This window comes from Psychrobacter immobilis, assembly GCF_904846185.1.
GTDB lineage: Bacteria > Pseudomonadota > Gammaproteobacteria > Pseudomonadales > Moraxellaceae > Psychrobacter > Psychrobacter immobilis_B.
The window spans coordinates 1-13,726 of record NZ_CAJGZQ010000009.1 but is presented as its reverse complement, the minus strand read 5'-3'; the positions used below and the strand labels follow the sequence as shown (position 1 = coordinate 13,726).

Sequence of the window (13,726 nt, the reverse complement as noted above, 5' to 3'; positions counted from 1 at the left end):
CGTTTATTTAATGATATTAGAACTTATGAAATTACAGATTTTAAGTGACTTACATATTGACAGTTATGCGCGTCAGTCACATCCGCTAGGGCATATTCCCAAAACTGATGCAGACGTGGTATTAGTTGCGGGCGATACTGCCAACAGCGATAGTGGTATGCCATGGCTACAAGAGCAGGCAGCACGTTTGCAAGTGCCTGTGATTACGATAGCTGGCAATCATGAATACTTTAATGAAGATGTACTACATTTTGATAAAAAGCTGGCGACTTGGGATAATTATAACGCCCAGTCGCAGCAAGGCGTCCGTTTTCTACAGTGTCAACATATTGATATTGGTGACATACGTATCCTAGGTTGTACTTTATGGACAGATTACCAATATCAGGCCAATGAAGATACTATAGCTGCTGCTATGCGCTTTATGCGTGACTATAAACAAATCTATGCTGGAGGCGAGCTTTTTTCACCTGAAGTATCGATGCAAATCCATGCTAAGCAGCGTCAATGGTTAAAGCAAGCATTGATCACCGCCAAAACACTTGGCAAAAAAACTGTTGTGATGAGTCATCATAGTATCAGTCCATTATCGGTTTCTGAGAAGTATGCGAATCTACCAAGTAACGCAGCTTTTGTCAGTGATTTGTCTGGCTGGATGCATGAAGATTGGGCGCCAATACTATGGGTGCATGGACATACACACGAAGCATTTGATTACCGTATTGGTAATACACGAATCATTGTCAATCCACGTGCGTATCCAAATGAGGTGAGCAGCACTGCATTAGCATTTGCGTGGGACAAAGTCATTGATATCGGCTAAGTAATTTTAGCCTCTTGAAAGTAAATATCTTTTTAGTTATTTGTCACCTTGATTCGTATTTTTTAAAATAGTGAATATAAAATAGCGCTTATTTTAAAGTCTAACCGCCTAGACTCGTAAGCAATATTACAATTGAACTGATATTTTGTTCATTCATATCAAAAAATCTGCTACGCTTGCTACCATGAGCAAATATCTCAATAACAATCCCTCAAAACTGTCTGCTGAAAAGCTTGCGAGTCATACTCCAAGTGCTCCGGCGCCTTCGCACTTGCCTGATAGTATGATTTCCTCAGTCAGCTTATTGCCTGAAGATAAACGGCTTATTTTATTTACCAGACATTCCTTACGTGAACGCTCTGATGGCAATGGTTTTGCCAGTTATCAATTACCACTAACACCTAAAGGTCGAGTACTAGCGAAGTCGTGGGGGCGTTGGTTGGCAGGGCATTTACCGTACTCGCTTGATGTAGATAGTATCTCAAGTCCGATTGGACGCTGTATTGACACGGCGCAGCTGATGCAAGCAGGTGCGGGACTACAACGTGATATTAATCATCAGTCATTGTTGGTCGAGCCTGGTAGCTTAGTGACTGAGCCTGAAATAGCAAATCCAGTATTTAAAGAAATTGGCGTGCTCAACTTTATCAATCGATTTTTGCAAGGCAATCTTGAAGGTACCAAAAACGCTTACCAAGGCGGTCTCGATATTCTATCTTTGTTTTATCAGCATCAACCGCAGCAAGGGCATCTCATGCTTGCTGTTAGTCATGATACTTTATTGTCTGCTTTTTTAGCAGTGATGTTTGATGTGGTCGAGATTGATTGGAATGATTGGCCAAAGATGATGGAAGGCGTGTTTTTGTGGTTTGATGATAAGCCGTTTGAACAAGCCAGTGCACACTTCGTTTGGCGCGGTGAAGTGTATGTGCGCCCGATTCATACTTTATTAGAAGACTACCGTGCTGCCGGCTTTCATCCTAATACATTGCTCTTACCACCAGAAGTAAAATGGATCTAAATACTATTTAATCTAGATACTGTTTAATAGATTACTACTCATTTTTCAATCAGACATAAAAAAACCTTGCCCCAGTATTAGAACTAGTAACAAGGTTTTAGTCATCACGCTATAAAGGCGAGATATGGTCTAAACGTTAACAATCTTAAGCTTGTAGGCCTTTGATGGTTTTGTTCAGGCGGCTCTTACGACGAGCAGCTTTATTCTTATGAATAATACCTTTGTCAGCCATACGATCAAGAACTGGTACCGCTTTTTTGTAAGCTTCGGTAGCCGCGTCATAATCTTTAGCTGCGATAGCCGCATCAACACGTTTTAAGTAAGTACGAACCATAGAGCGTTGTGACGCAGAGTTCTGACGACGTTTGGTGTTTTGACGGGCGCGTTTACGAGCTTGTGCAGTATTAGCCACGCGAATCTCCTTGATAAAGACAGATAAAAATATGAATGTGGATTATAATAAAAAAGGGTTTAACCATCATCGGTAACGAGCAGCCGTCTCGCCAAACATGATGTCGATGTCTAATATTAAAGTACCTATCTGTTATTAAAGGCACCTAAATTAGCAATAGAGCATCGCAAGCGTCAAAACTGTTTGGAATAATTAAACAGCGTTAACGTGTAAAGCCGGTTATCTTAGCAAATTATCGCCCTTAGAACAATATATTTGATGATTAATGCTTAAAGAAGTTGTGTGATCATATATACGACAGTTTTTTGTGTCTCTGCTCAACTGTTTCTTGAAATATTTATCAATATTGTTGCACTAAAAACCGCTTATGAGTGAATAAATCGCTTAGCCGATAAAATCTCTTACAATAAATTCTATAGAATACCCTCAGTTATGCGTTAATTTAGGTATGATACTAGGGCATGTCCTCAATTCAATCGATGGACATCTAAATGGTCTAAAAATGGCTGAATCTTGCCAAACAATGTTAAAAAACAATGTCAAATAGCTGTTTAATATCTTGATACTGTTTACTATTCCGATAGTATCTGCGCTACTTTTTTTATTTGGCGGCAATTTATCTCATTTTTATCACCATTTTTAAAATGAGGATACGCCCTAAGATGAAAAGCTTTGGTGATAGGCTTTAAAATCAGATTTTTCATTATCATCTATTTTCCAACACACTATAAATGGATTGGCTATGCAGCGAAAAGCAATTGTAATTGGCGCGACAGGATTGGTCGGACAGCATCTTGTCAAACAGCTTAGTGAGCTTTATGACACGTTAATTGTGATTGCAAGGCGTCCGCCACGCTATATCAATACCAGCATGCGTTTTTATCAGGTTAATGATTTTGATAATTTGGCTGAAATATTTGCCAGTGTTGGTGTTGATCGAAAGACGGACGCTTTTAGCTGTCTTGGTACGACTAAGAAGCAGGCTGGTAGCGACGAGGCCTTTAGAAAGGTTGATCATGATTATAATGTCAATTTTGCCAAACTGTGCCAAGATAAAGGTGTTGAAAATTTCTTTTTGTTATCATCCATGAATGCTGATATTCATAGTCGGTTTTTATACAATCGCGTAAAAGCTGAAACTGAACAGTCTATTATGGCGCTAGGTTTTACGCAGCTAGTTATTTTCCGTCCATCCTTGTTACTTGGCAAGCATAAAGGTCGTCCGCTTGAAAGTATTGGTCAAAAAGCCTTTCAGCTGATATCGCCCTTGGTCTCAGAATCATTGTCACTGCATCCCATTTCCGCCAAACGCGTTGCCATTGCCATGGCGATGAGTGCGCATGATGTTTATCAGCGTAATAAATACCGTACTGAACCTGCTATCCAAACCACTGATATCATCGAAAATAAGCAAATGCTAGCGATGACTAAAGTTAAAAAATAGCCTAAGTATTCAGTTGAAAGAACAATTAAAACTAAGCCCCAGTCATAAATAATCAGTCATGAATAACCAATTATACATAACAAGGAGCGTCACTATGTCAGACATGCCAGAATCAATAACGATGGATAAAGAAAACTTTGTGACCTGTGATTTATTGGATGCCAATCCTGAGTCGCAGGTGTGTTTGCCTAATATCGAAGGTAAGTCTTTTCATAGCTTTGGCGGCAAAAAGAAATTCTGCGGTGAAATTGTGACGGTGAAATGCTTCGAAGACAATAGTCGCGTCAAATCATTGCTAAATAGCGATGGTAAAGACAAAGATGGCAATGGCAAAGTATTGGTGGTTGACGGTGGTGGTTCAATGCGTTGTGCGCTGCTAGGCGACATGATTGCGCAGTCAGCGATTGATAATGGCTGGGCGGGGGTTATCGTATACGGCTGCGTCCGTGATGTTGATGATATGGCAGCAATGGACATCGGTGTGATGGCACTTGGTTGCATTCCGCGTAAATCCAATCGCCGCGATGAAGGTCAAACGGATATTGAAATTAGCTTTGGTGATTTAACACTAAATTCTGGTATGTTTGTCTACGCAGACAATAACGGTATTATCGCTAGCGACAAGCCATTAATTTAACACTAGCTTAATAAATAGCACTCAAAAACCTCAGCTTAGCCGTTGAGGTTTTTACATTTAATCATCCTGTCTTTATATACGAATATAATCTTTATCAACTATTTGTCTATTGGTTTTTTAACAAAAATGCTAAGTGACAAACCGTTACGGCATAAATTTTGGTAATTGCTGAAATATTCGTATAATAGCTCTCTGACTCTTAACATTGATCCTACTCTTTATGCCTATCACTGCTTTGACTGACGCGTTTGAACCAATTAACCAGCAGTTGTTTCCTATCCAGAATGCCGAGCGGCGTTGGCTGGCACCTGTGCATGGTGCAGTCAGCAGTTTGTGGCTAGCAAGTCTGGTGCAAACACCGCTATGGAATGTTGCCGACCGATTAAAAGTTGTGGTGACGCGTGACCAAAACCAGCTCAATCAAATAGAGACGGAATTGGCATTTTGCGGCGTCGATGCTTATGTGTTCCCCGATTGGGAGACGTTGACCTATGATGAGCTGTCACCGCATCAAGATATTGTTAGTGAGCGTATCAATCTATTAACCGATATGCCAACTTCAGGTGTGCTATTGATATCTGTACAAGCATTAATGCATCGTGTAGCACCGCCAAGCTGGTTGATTGGGCAGCATTTTGATTTGAGCGTTGGTGATCGATTTGATATCAATACCCAGCGCGGATTGCTGGCAAAGGCAGGCTACCGCGCCGTTGAGAATGTATTTGAGCCGGGTGAATTCGCGGTACGTGGCAGCATCATTGATATCTTTGCCATGGGTCAGCCGTTCCCACTACGTTTAGATTTGTTTGATGATGAGATTGAGACCATTCGTTTTTTTAATCCGCAAACCCAGCGGACATTGACCGTTGATGACCTCAAAACAATGATGAGCGGCAACGATAGTAGTATGGGCAAAGAGTCACTATCACTGCTACACAAGCTGCCAGATATCTCAAAACCTATCGAACAATTTCAAATACTACCAGCCAAAGAGTTCCCGCTTGATGAAGGGCGTGAGACGTTTCGTACCAACTTCGCCACGATGTTCCCTAATGCGAGCAGCCGCAAGTTTGAGCTACATAAAGACGTAATGGCAGGTATCGCTAGTAGCGGACTTGAATACTACCAACCATTGTTTTTTGATATAAAAGAGTGGGAAGCTGAAAGTAGTTTGTTCGCTTATTTACCAAGCGATGCGCTTTTTATCACTGATGAACTGATTAATGAAAAACAGGTAGATTACTGGTCACAAATTCAGCGCCGTTATGAAGAGCGCCGTCATGATATCGATAAACCTATTGTCGCCCCTGAATGGTTATATTTGCTATCAAATACCTTAAACGCGCATCTTAATCGTTATCCACGGGTGATTCTCAGTGCGCGCAATGAGCTGGCTAGCATGACGGATGTTGCTGCGATTGACAGCGATGATTCGTTATTGGAAGATGCTTCATTGTTAGCAGATGGTTCATTGCTGGAAGTTGAAGAGCAGTCAGATTCACAGCCACAACTGCCGCTTGCGCCGAGTAAGCAACAAGGCTTGGTGACGCTCAGTGCGCTAGAGCCGCCACAATTGACCGTTAATCACCAAAAGGCTGAGCCTCTTACCCAGCTATTAGAGTTTTTAGCGTTACAAGCGCAAACAGCGACGCCAGTATTGATCGTTGCTGAAACAGCTGGTCGTCGTGAGATTCTTATTGAGCTGTTCAAAGGCAAGATTGACATTAAGGCTTATGACAGCTTTGCAGCGTTTCTAGCAGCGGACAAAACCAACAATGTGAAAGGTAATAAGCTGCCACAGGTTGGTTTAACCGTTGCGCCCATTGAACGTGGGGTATATGTTCCTGAACGTTTAGTATTGATTAGTGAGACGCAGTTATTTGGTCGCCAAGTATTGCAAACACGCCGTCGTCGTCAAAGCGGGGTGTCTGAAGAGTTTTTGGTTAAAAGTGTTACTGAAATAACCGAATGCAGCCCAGTGGTGCATATCGAGCATGGTATTGGGCGTTACAATGGGCTGATTACGTTAGATGTGGGTGATGGCGAGCAAGAGTTTATTCACTTAAAATATGCCGATGATGCCAGTATTTATGTGCCCGTTGCTAATTTGCAAATGATTAACCGTTATAGTGGCGGTGATCCAGCGCTTGCGCCATTGCACAAAATCGGTAGCGGCAAATGGGATAAAGCTAAGCAAAAAGCGCTTGAGCAAATCCATGACGTGGCGGCTGAACTGCTTAATATGCAGGCGCGTCGTGAGGCTAAAGTCGGTATTCATTTTAAAATAGATGCGTCACAGTATGAGCTGTTTGCTAGTCAATTTGCTTTTGAAGAAACGCCGGATCAAGCCAATGCCATTCATGCGGTGATGGAAGACATGCGACAAAACCAACCAATGGATCGGCTCATCTGTGGTGATGTGGGTTTTGGTAAAACAGAAGTGGCTATGCGGGCAGCATTCATTGCCGTCAGCGCAGGTTATCAGGTGGCGGTGCTAGTGCCGACGACCTTGCTGGCCGGTCAGCATGAAGACAATTTCCGCGACCGTTTTGCCGATTGGCCAGTGCGTATCGAGACGCTCTCACGCTTTGGTGGCAAAAAGCACCAAGAAACGGTGTTGACAGATTTAGCAGCAGGTAAAGTCGATATCGTCATCGGTACCCATAAACTGTTACAACCTGATGTGAAATTCTCTAATTTAGGTTTGATGATTGTCGATGAAGAACATCGCTTTGGTGTGCGCCATAAAGAGCGTATCAAGGCGATTCAGACTGATGTGGATAGTATGTCGATGACAGCGACACCGATCCCTAGAACGCTCAATATGGCGCTCTCAGGTATGCGTGACATGTCGATTATTGCAACGCCACCTGCTCGTCGTTTGGCGATTAAAACCTTCGTCATGCAAAAAACGGATGCTCTAATGAAAGAGGCCATCTTGCGTGAGTTATTGCGCGGTGGGCAGGTTTATTTATTACATAATGATGTGGCGAGCATTGAGCGTATGGCAGAAACCATACGTGAATTGGTGCCTGAGGCGAGAGTAGGGGTTGCTCACGGGCAAATGCAAGAGCGCCAACTTGAGCAAGTGATGCAGCAGTTTTATCATAAAAAATTCAACGTACTGATATGCTCCACCATTATCGAGACTGGTATTGATGTACCCAATGCCAATACTATCATCATTGAGCGCGCCGATAAGTTTGGCTTGGCACAATTACATCAGCTGCGTGGTCGTGTCGGTCGTAGTCATCATCAAGCGTATTGTTATCTACTTGTGCCTTCTATCAAAGGTCTAAAAGGCGATGCTAAGCGCCGATTGCATGCGATTGAACGTGCCAATACGCTGGGTGCAGGTTTTATGCTGGCTAGCGAAGACTTAGAGATTCGCGGTGCTGGTGAGATACTCGGTAAGCAGCAAAGTGGTAATATGCAGGCGATTGGCTTCAGTTTATATATGGACATGCTGGAGCGTGCAACAAAAGCCATTAAAGCGGGTAAAGAGCCTGATTTAAGCACACCGTTGTCGCTGACTAGTGAGATTAATCTGCATAGCTCAGCATTGATACCAGAAGAATATCTACATGATGTCCATCAGCGTTTGTTGTTTTATAAGCGCATCAGTAATGCCGATGATAAAGAGGCATTGATTGATATTCGTACCGAAATGATTGACCGTTTTGGTACATTACCAGAGCAAACTAAGCAGTTATTCGCCATCCACGGACTGCGTATACAAGCTGAGCCGCTAAAGATTAATAAGATTGATGCCAATAGTAATAGCATGACATTAGAGTTTGCGCCTGATACCCCAGTCGATGCCTTGGCAATTATTAAGTTGATTCAATCAAATGGACAGCGCTACCGTATGAACGGTGCTTCTGGTATTCGTTATCAAGATGCTGATAAACTGGCAACGCCGCAACAGCGCGTCACCGCGATTCAAGAATTATTAGGCTATTTTAGTAAGCATATGGTGGCAGAGTCAGCGTAGTTGTTTTGGCATTTCGGCATTTTGAGAGCTTAGCAATGATTTTAGGTAGATTAAATCAGCTCAATAAGTCAGCTAGCCAGTGCTCAAGTAGGACGTCAAGACAATGAGTCATAGCGCTATTTTATCGGTCGGATAACTGATAAAATAGCGACATCCTATATTTAGCCTATTGTTTTTTAGTAAATTAAATTTTGCTTTTCTAGATTTATATTCCTTTTATCTGAGTGTCATAACAAGAGAACCGTCATTATGTTCCAACTTCATCATAAACTTGCTGCCGATAGCTTTTTAGTGGGTGATTTCCCATTATCGACTTGTCGTTTAATCAATGATTGCCAGTTTCCTTGGTTAATATTAGTGCCGCGCGTATCAGGTATCAAAGAGTTATATGAGTTATCTGAAGCCGATCAAACACAGTTTTTACGTGAGTCAAGCTGGTTGTCGAGTCAGCTAGCCAAGACCTTTCAAGCTGATAAAATGAATGTAGCTGCACTCGGTAATCAAGTACCACAGCTACATTTTCATCATATCGTTCGCTATCAAAACGACATGCAATGGCCAAATCCAGTATGGGGCGTTCCTGCTATTCCTTATACTAAAGAAGTGTTGGCGCAGATGCAGCAGACGTTAATGATGGCGCTACGTGGTCATCATCAAATGCCATTTGATTGGCAAATGTAATAAATACCTGAGTAGTAATAGGTCGGTAAGTTGATTGGCAAATTGATAATGATACTCTATTGGCTAGGCCTCGATTAACTAGGTATCAATTAACTGAGCATCGATTGACCCATCAAAATAACTAGAAAAATGACTAAACGTTTAAAGTTAAGCTTTATTTTGGTGTCTTAGTCGTTTTACGGTTATGTGCCAACGTTATGCTCGGTTATTACATGACTTAATTTTTATATATTAATAGGTTTTAAGTATTTGAAATCCAGATAAATATTATCTGGATTTTTTGTGTTTGGCTCAAACGATATGTCTTATAATCCTGATTTAGTAGCGTATTAAGACAAGATGAGTGATGAGTGGTAGGCTTTTGGCTATCAGTGACATGGGTTTTGTTGCATTTAAAAAGTATAATGTAATCATTGATTAATTTTATACACAACTTGGCATAGAGGCAGGTAGTACGCGTGTGCTATCCTCAAGCCTTTTAATTTTTTACATAGCCTGTTTTACGTGAGCGAATACTTCATATGCCTTTTTTAGACACGCTGAGACCAAATCACTCTTCAAAAAATGAAGGGATTTATCGATTTGACTATCCAGAAGTCTTCGTTTTAATACTCACGGTCATACTCCTCGCTGTACATTTTAATTTTAGACCTACTTCAATGGCACTGCTCGTTATTGTTTGTCTGCCAAGTTTAATGATTTTGATTTATAACTATCGCCGCCAAAAAAGCTTTTGGACGTCTAATATTGTTATCATTTTACTATCGGTAGTTATTGGATCGATACAGTTTTGCACGGTTATTTCGCTTAGCTTAGCCGCGCTCATAGCACTCAGAATTATTATCAGTAGCCCTGAAAATCATTTAAAACTGATTGCCGTCTCTGTAATAACCGTCATTGTTTTCTATTATGTTAGCGTTACTCTAAGCAGTGCTGATATAGATTGCCATGAAGGCTGGACCACACCAATAATATTATTAGCCAGTATGATCGTCATACTGTATCAGTTTTGGCATGTGTACCAAGAGTATATTGGTTATGAAACTCGTGCTCATCAGGCCGTTGGGCGCTTAAGCACGATGGTCTCCGTCATTAATAAGTTGACGCGCTTCATACCTCCACAAGTTTGGGAGCCTATCGTAAAATCTGATAGCCCAGTTACCGTTGCTAATAAGCGTGCTAAGCTGACGATTATGTTCTCAGATATCGTTGGCTTTACGGAATTGTCAGATAGTTTGAGCGCTGACAATTTGGCTGATATCTTAAATACTTATATGCATTGTATGACATTGATAGCAAACAAGCATGGCGCCGTACTTGATAAGTTTATTGGTGATGGCATGGTGTGTTTTTTTGGTGAGCCAAATAGTCGCGGTGCGCGCCAAGATGCTTTAGACTGTATCGCAATGGCAATAGATATGCGTCGCGAGATGCGAACTTTGAGGCAGAAATGGCGATTGATGGGCTTTGAGGGGTTGTACATCCGTATTGGCATCAGCACAGGTTACTGCCATGTTGGTAATTTTGGTAGTAATAATCGCCTAAGCTATACTCTTATTGGTAAAGAGGCCAATCTAGCGGCAAGACTTGAGTCAAGCGCTGGTAAAGATGAGATACTGGTCAGTGAGAGTACCTACGATTATATCTGTCATAATTATGACTGTCAGCATGCGGGTGCGTTTAAGTTAAAGGGTTTTGATAGCAAGGTAAATGCATGGCAAGTGCTGGATCCAGATACGTATAAAGGTCATTTATCAAAGTGGGTTGATCACACACTACCAGGTTTCAATTTGCATCTAAATTTTAAAGATATGAAGGATAATGATTATCAAGATATCAGAGCACGCTTAAATTTTGCCCTTGAACGTGTCGAGCAGGAGCAAGAAAAAGTGGCAACTGACATAGCGGCAGCAAGCAAACGTAATGACAATCAATGACAATCGTCATAAATAATCATCCAAAAATAATGTTTATAAAATCAAGCGCAAAAAAGCCAGCTATTATTATGATAGCTGGCTTTTTTATCTAATGAAGTAAACTTTCATATTAGGACGTGTTCTAGCGTTTAGTGGTTTTCTTTTGCATGGTTGAGCGTATATTTAGGAATCTCAATGGTTAAATCTTCATCATCGAGCATGACCTGACAAGATAGGCGTGAGTCAGGCTCTAATCCCCAAGCACGATCCAATAAATCGGCTTCAATATCATCCATTTCATCTAAACTATTAAAACCTTTACGGACGACCACATGGCATGTGGTGCAGGCTTTTGACATCTCACATGCATGTTCAATTTTAATGCCTTTTTCCAATAGCGCTTTACATAAGTTGCTGCCAGCTTCTAGCTCGACTTCGGCGCCTTCAGGGCAAATTTCATGATGCGGTAGTACGGTAATTTTTGGCATAAATCGTCTTTCCAGTGCTAATCAATTAAAAGAATAAAAATATAAGAAATGAGCTTAGTATGGTGACTAAGCCACATTTTAAATGTATCTGCTACCAATCTTGGGCATTCGTGCCTGCCATGCTGGCTTTGACGCTTTGATTCATAATACGGGCAGCAAACGCATCACTGTGAGGCTTGAGCTTTGCTTGCTGTGCCTCGATAAGTGCCAAATCATCAGTACTGAGCGTTGTTTGCAATACTTGTATTTGCTCAGCCAATGAGTGCTGCTCCTCAGAAGACAATAAAGCTACAAATTCTTTAAGGGCAGATTGTAGCGCTAATACTTCACGCTCCGCTTCTACTTTAGTTTCGATTAAAGAACGTGTATTTTTATCTTCTTCTGCATGCTTGAATCCTGCGACGAGCAATTGCTCTTTTTGCTCATCTGATAACCCATAAGAAGGCACAATCTCAATCTTACTTTCTGTCTTGGTTGTGGTTTCCTGTGCACTGACGGTTAGCTGTCCATTCGCATCGATACTAAAGGTCACTTCAATACGAGCAAATCCAGCTTTCATCGGCGGGATACCATATAGCTCAAAACGACCCAATGAACGGCAGTTATCTACTGTCTCGCGCTCGCCCTGTACCACATGAATCACCATGCCTGTTTGACCATCTTGATAGGTGGTAAACACTTGGCGTTTTTTGACAGGGATAGGCGTATTACGTGGAATCAGTACTTCAACTAAACCACCCATGGTCTCAAGACCAAGCGATAGCGGCGTTACGTCTAACAATAGTAGGTTGTTATTACTATCGCCATTGACCAATTGATGCGCCGTTTGGGCAGCACCCAAAGCCACGACTTCATCTGGATTTAGACGACAAAGTGGTTGCTTGGCAAAAAACTCCGTCACGACTTGTTGTATAGCAGGCATACGAGTAGAGCCACCGACCAAAATCACTTCGTCTAGATCAGCACTCGAAAGCTTGGCATCACGCAGGACTTGTTCGCATACGCTCAATGTACGGCGGCTAACTGGCTCTGCAATAGCCAGCAAATCTGTACGGCGAAGCACACCTTGGTAAGATTGCTCATTCACAGTAATATCGATATCAACTTGTTCATCGTCAGTCAATGCTTGCTTATAAGCTTTGGCTTGTTGCGCCAGTATTGACTTGTCATGACGACTCACATCTTTAGGATCGATAGCTAATTGTTTGATAAGCCAATTGGTCATTAGACGATCGATGTCGTCACCACCTAATGCACTATTACCGCCAGTTGCCAGTACTTCAAAGACGCCATCAGTCAGTTTTAAGATAGAAACGTCAAAAGTACCGCCACCCAGATCGTAAATTAAATAATAACTTTCTTTATCGCTGTTTTGCGTTGACTGGTCAAGACCATAGGCAACAGCAGCAGCAGTAGGCTCATTTAGCAGGCGTAACACATTGATACCAGCCGCTTGGGCTGCATCTTTGGTCGCTTGCCGCTGTGCTTCATCAAAATAAGCAGGGACAGTAATAACCGCACCCTCGATACTGTCTGCAGGCAATGCGCTCGCTGCCCGTTGCTCAAGCGCTGCTAAAATACGTGCTGATACTTCAACAGGCGATACGTCACCTTGAGCCGTCACAAATGCTGGCATGTCATCTTTGCTGCCGCTTAACTCATAAGGATGAGAGAATTTGATATCAGCTTGACTACGACCCATAAAACGCTTAGCCGAGACGATCGTATTTTTTGGATCATCCGCTAAGTGAGCTAATGCATCAGAGCCAACCAAGGGCTTACCTACACTTGGATAATAGACCACAGAAGGTAATAAGGTATCGGTAGCTGCGCTTGCCTCTAAGACTTGCGCCTTGCCTGAGCGTACTACCGCGACCAATGAGCGCGTAGTACCAAGATCAATTCCTAGGCCAAAACGATGCTGATGGGGTTGGGCGCTTTGATTGGGTTCGGCAATTTGCAATAAAGACATAAGATAACTCAAAGATAAAATGAAAGAGATAAAATTAATAAGTGAAATGAAACAAATATGATAAGCGCACTATTGTAGTTTAACTGCGTTGTATGCACGTGAAAACGAAGATACTTAGCAATTAAAAGTGCTTAAAATAAGGGATTATACGGCATCGCTGTGACTATTTTAACCATCGCTTATAATATAGTTTTCAAATAAGCGTCATAAGCTAGGGCGTGTCATCAATTAAGCCAAACGACACAAGAAACTAGATGAACCGCACTTAAGAAATGACAGGCTAACTTGTCATAGCGAGTGGCAATCGCACGATACTGCTTAATCTTGGCAAAGAAGTT

Annotated in this window: 10 protein-coding genes and 1 pseudogene; 7 read left to right on the top strand and 4 right to left on the bottom strand. The window is 41.9% G+C overall.

What is annotated here, in order from left to right:
* Nucleotides 1-25 precede the first annotated feature (25 nt).
* A complete protein-coding gene (locus tag JMW94_RS06505) occupies nucleotides 26-823 on the top strand; it encodes a metallophosphoesterase (RefSeq protein WP_227685441.1) in 798 nt (265 codons plus the stop codon).
* Between the two features lie 184 nt (nucleotides 824-1,007).
* The gene (locus tag JMW94_RS06500) at nucleotides 1,008-1,844 is read left to right on the top strand and encodes a histidine phosphatase family protein (protein WP_060492173.1); all 837 of its coding nucleotides are present in this window, start codon (nucleotides 1,008-1,010) and stop codon (nucleotides 1,842-1,844) included.
* A gap of 145 nt (nucleotides 1,845-1,989) precedes the next feature.
* Here the strand turns inward: JMW94_RS06500 and rpsT are convergent, their stop codons facing one another.
* The gene (gene rpsT, locus JMW94_RS06495) at nucleotides 1,990-2,256 is read right to left on the bottom strand and encodes a 30S ribosomal protein S20 (RefSeq protein WP_010200097.1); all 267 of its coding nucleotides are present in this window, start codon (nucleotides 2,254-2,256) and stop codon (nucleotides 1,990-1,992) included.
* 742 nt (nucleotides 2,257-2,998) lie between these two features.
* Between rpsT and JMW94_RS06490 the strand changes: the two genes are divergently transcribed.
* The 5 genes from JMW94_RS06490 (at nucleotide 2,999) to JMW94_RS06470 (ending at nucleotide 10,949) form a co-directional block, all read left to right on the top strand.
* Nucleotides 2,999-3,700 carry an NAD-dependent epimerase/dehydratase family protein gene (locus tag JMW94_RS06490; RefSeq protein WP_201553605.1) on the top strand — a complete coding sequence of 234 codons (702 nt, stop codon included), beginning with the start codon at nucleotides 2,999-3,001 and terminating at the stop codon, nucleotides 3,698-3,700.
* A 103-nt stretch (nucleotides 3,701-3,803) separates the two neighbouring features.
* Complete coding sequence (rraA, locus tag JMW94_RS06485) at nucleotides 3,804-4,337, top strand: ribonuclease E activity regulator RraA (protein ID WP_045445213.1); 534 nt, start codon at nucleotides 3,804-3,806, stop codon at nucleotides 4,335-4,337.
* A 220-nt stretch (nucleotides 4,338-4,557) separates the two neighbouring features.
* Nucleotides 4,558-8,331, top strand: coding sequence for a transcription-repair coupling factor (gene mfd / locus JMW94_RS06480; RefSeq protein WP_201603247.1), 3,774 nt, complete (start codon nucleotides 4,558-4,560; stop codon nucleotides 8,329-8,331).
* A gap of 249 nt (nucleotides 8,332-8,580) precedes the next feature.
* Entirely contained in the window at nucleotides 8,581-9,012 is a 432-nt protein-coding gene (locus JMW94_RS06475) for an HIT domain-containing protein (protein WP_045445060.1), read from the top strand.
* A 659-nt stretch (nucleotides 9,013-9,671) separates the two neighbouring features.
* Nucleotides 9,672-10,949: an adenylate/guanylate cyclase domain-containing protein gene (locus JMW94_RS06470; RefSeq protein WP_227685440.1), complete on the top strand. Its 1,278-nt coding sequence runs from the start codon at nucleotides 9,672-9,674 to the stop codon at nucleotides 10,947-10,949.
* 128 nt (nucleotides 10,950-11,077) lie between these two features.
* Here the strand turns inward: JMW94_RS06470 and fdx are convergent, their stop codons facing one another.
* From fdx to JMW94_RS06455, 3 genes and pseudogenes are all read right to left on the bottom strand, one after another.
* Nucleotides 11,078-11,416 (bottom strand): ISC system 2Fe-2S type ferredoxin, encoded by a 339-nt coding sequence (gene fdx, locus JMW94_RS06465; RefSeq protein ID WP_045445066.1) that lies wholly within the window; start codon nucleotides 11,414-11,416, stop codon nucleotides 11,078-11,080.
* A gap of 91 nt (nucleotides 11,417-11,507) precedes the next feature.
* Nucleotides 11,508-13,388 (bottom strand): Fe-S protein assembly chaperone HscA, encoded by a 1,881-nt coding sequence (hscA, locus tag JMW94_RS06460; RefSeq protein WP_201603241.1) that lies wholly within the window; start codon nucleotides 13,386-13,388, stop codon nucleotides 11,508-11,510.
* 224 nt (nucleotides 13,389-13,612) lie between these two features.
* Nucleotides 13,613-13,726: pseudogene (locus JMW94_RS06455) on the bottom strand (IS5/IS1182 family transposase); the annotation flags it as partial.

What these genes read in the sequence shown, in the direction of transcription:
- JMW94_RS06505 (WP_227685441.1), top strand. Translation starts at nt 26, where the DNA reads ATGAAATTACAGATTTTAAGTGACTTACATATTGACAGTTATGCGCGT.
- JMW94_RS06500 (WP_060492173.1), top strand. Translation starts at nt 1,008, where the DNA reads ATGAGCAAATATCTCAATAACAATCCCTCAAAACTGTCTGCTGAAAAG.
- JMW94_RS06490 (WP_201553605.1), top strand. Translation starts at nt 2,999, where the DNA reads ATGCAGCGAAAAGCAATTGTAATTGGCGCGACAGGATTGGTCGGACAG.
- rraA (WP_045445213.1), top strand. Translation starts at nt 3,804, where the DNA reads ATGCCAGAATCAATAACGATGGATAAAGAAAACTTTGTGACCTGTGAT.
- mfd (WP_201603247.1), top strand. Translation starts at nt 4,558, where the DNA reads ATGCCTATCACTGCTTTGACTGACGCGTTTGAACCAATTAACCAGCAG.
- JMW94_RS06475 (WP_045445060.1), top strand. Translation starts at nt 8,581, where the DNA reads ATGTTCCAACTTCATCATAAACTTGCTGCCGATAGCTTTTTAGTGGGT.
- JMW94_RS06470 (WP_227685440.1), top strand. Translation starts at nt 9,672, where the DNA reads ATGGCACTGCTCGTTATTGTTTGTCTGCCAAGTTTAATGATTTTGATT.
- fdx (WP_045445066.1), bottom strand. Translation starts at nt 11,416, where the DNA reads ATGCCAAAAATTACCGTACTACCGCATCATGAAATTTGCCCTGAAGGC.
- hscA (WP_201603241.1), bottom strand. Translation starts at nt 13,388, where the DNA reads ATGTCTTTATTGCAAATTGCCGAACCCAATCAAAGCGCCCAACCCCAT.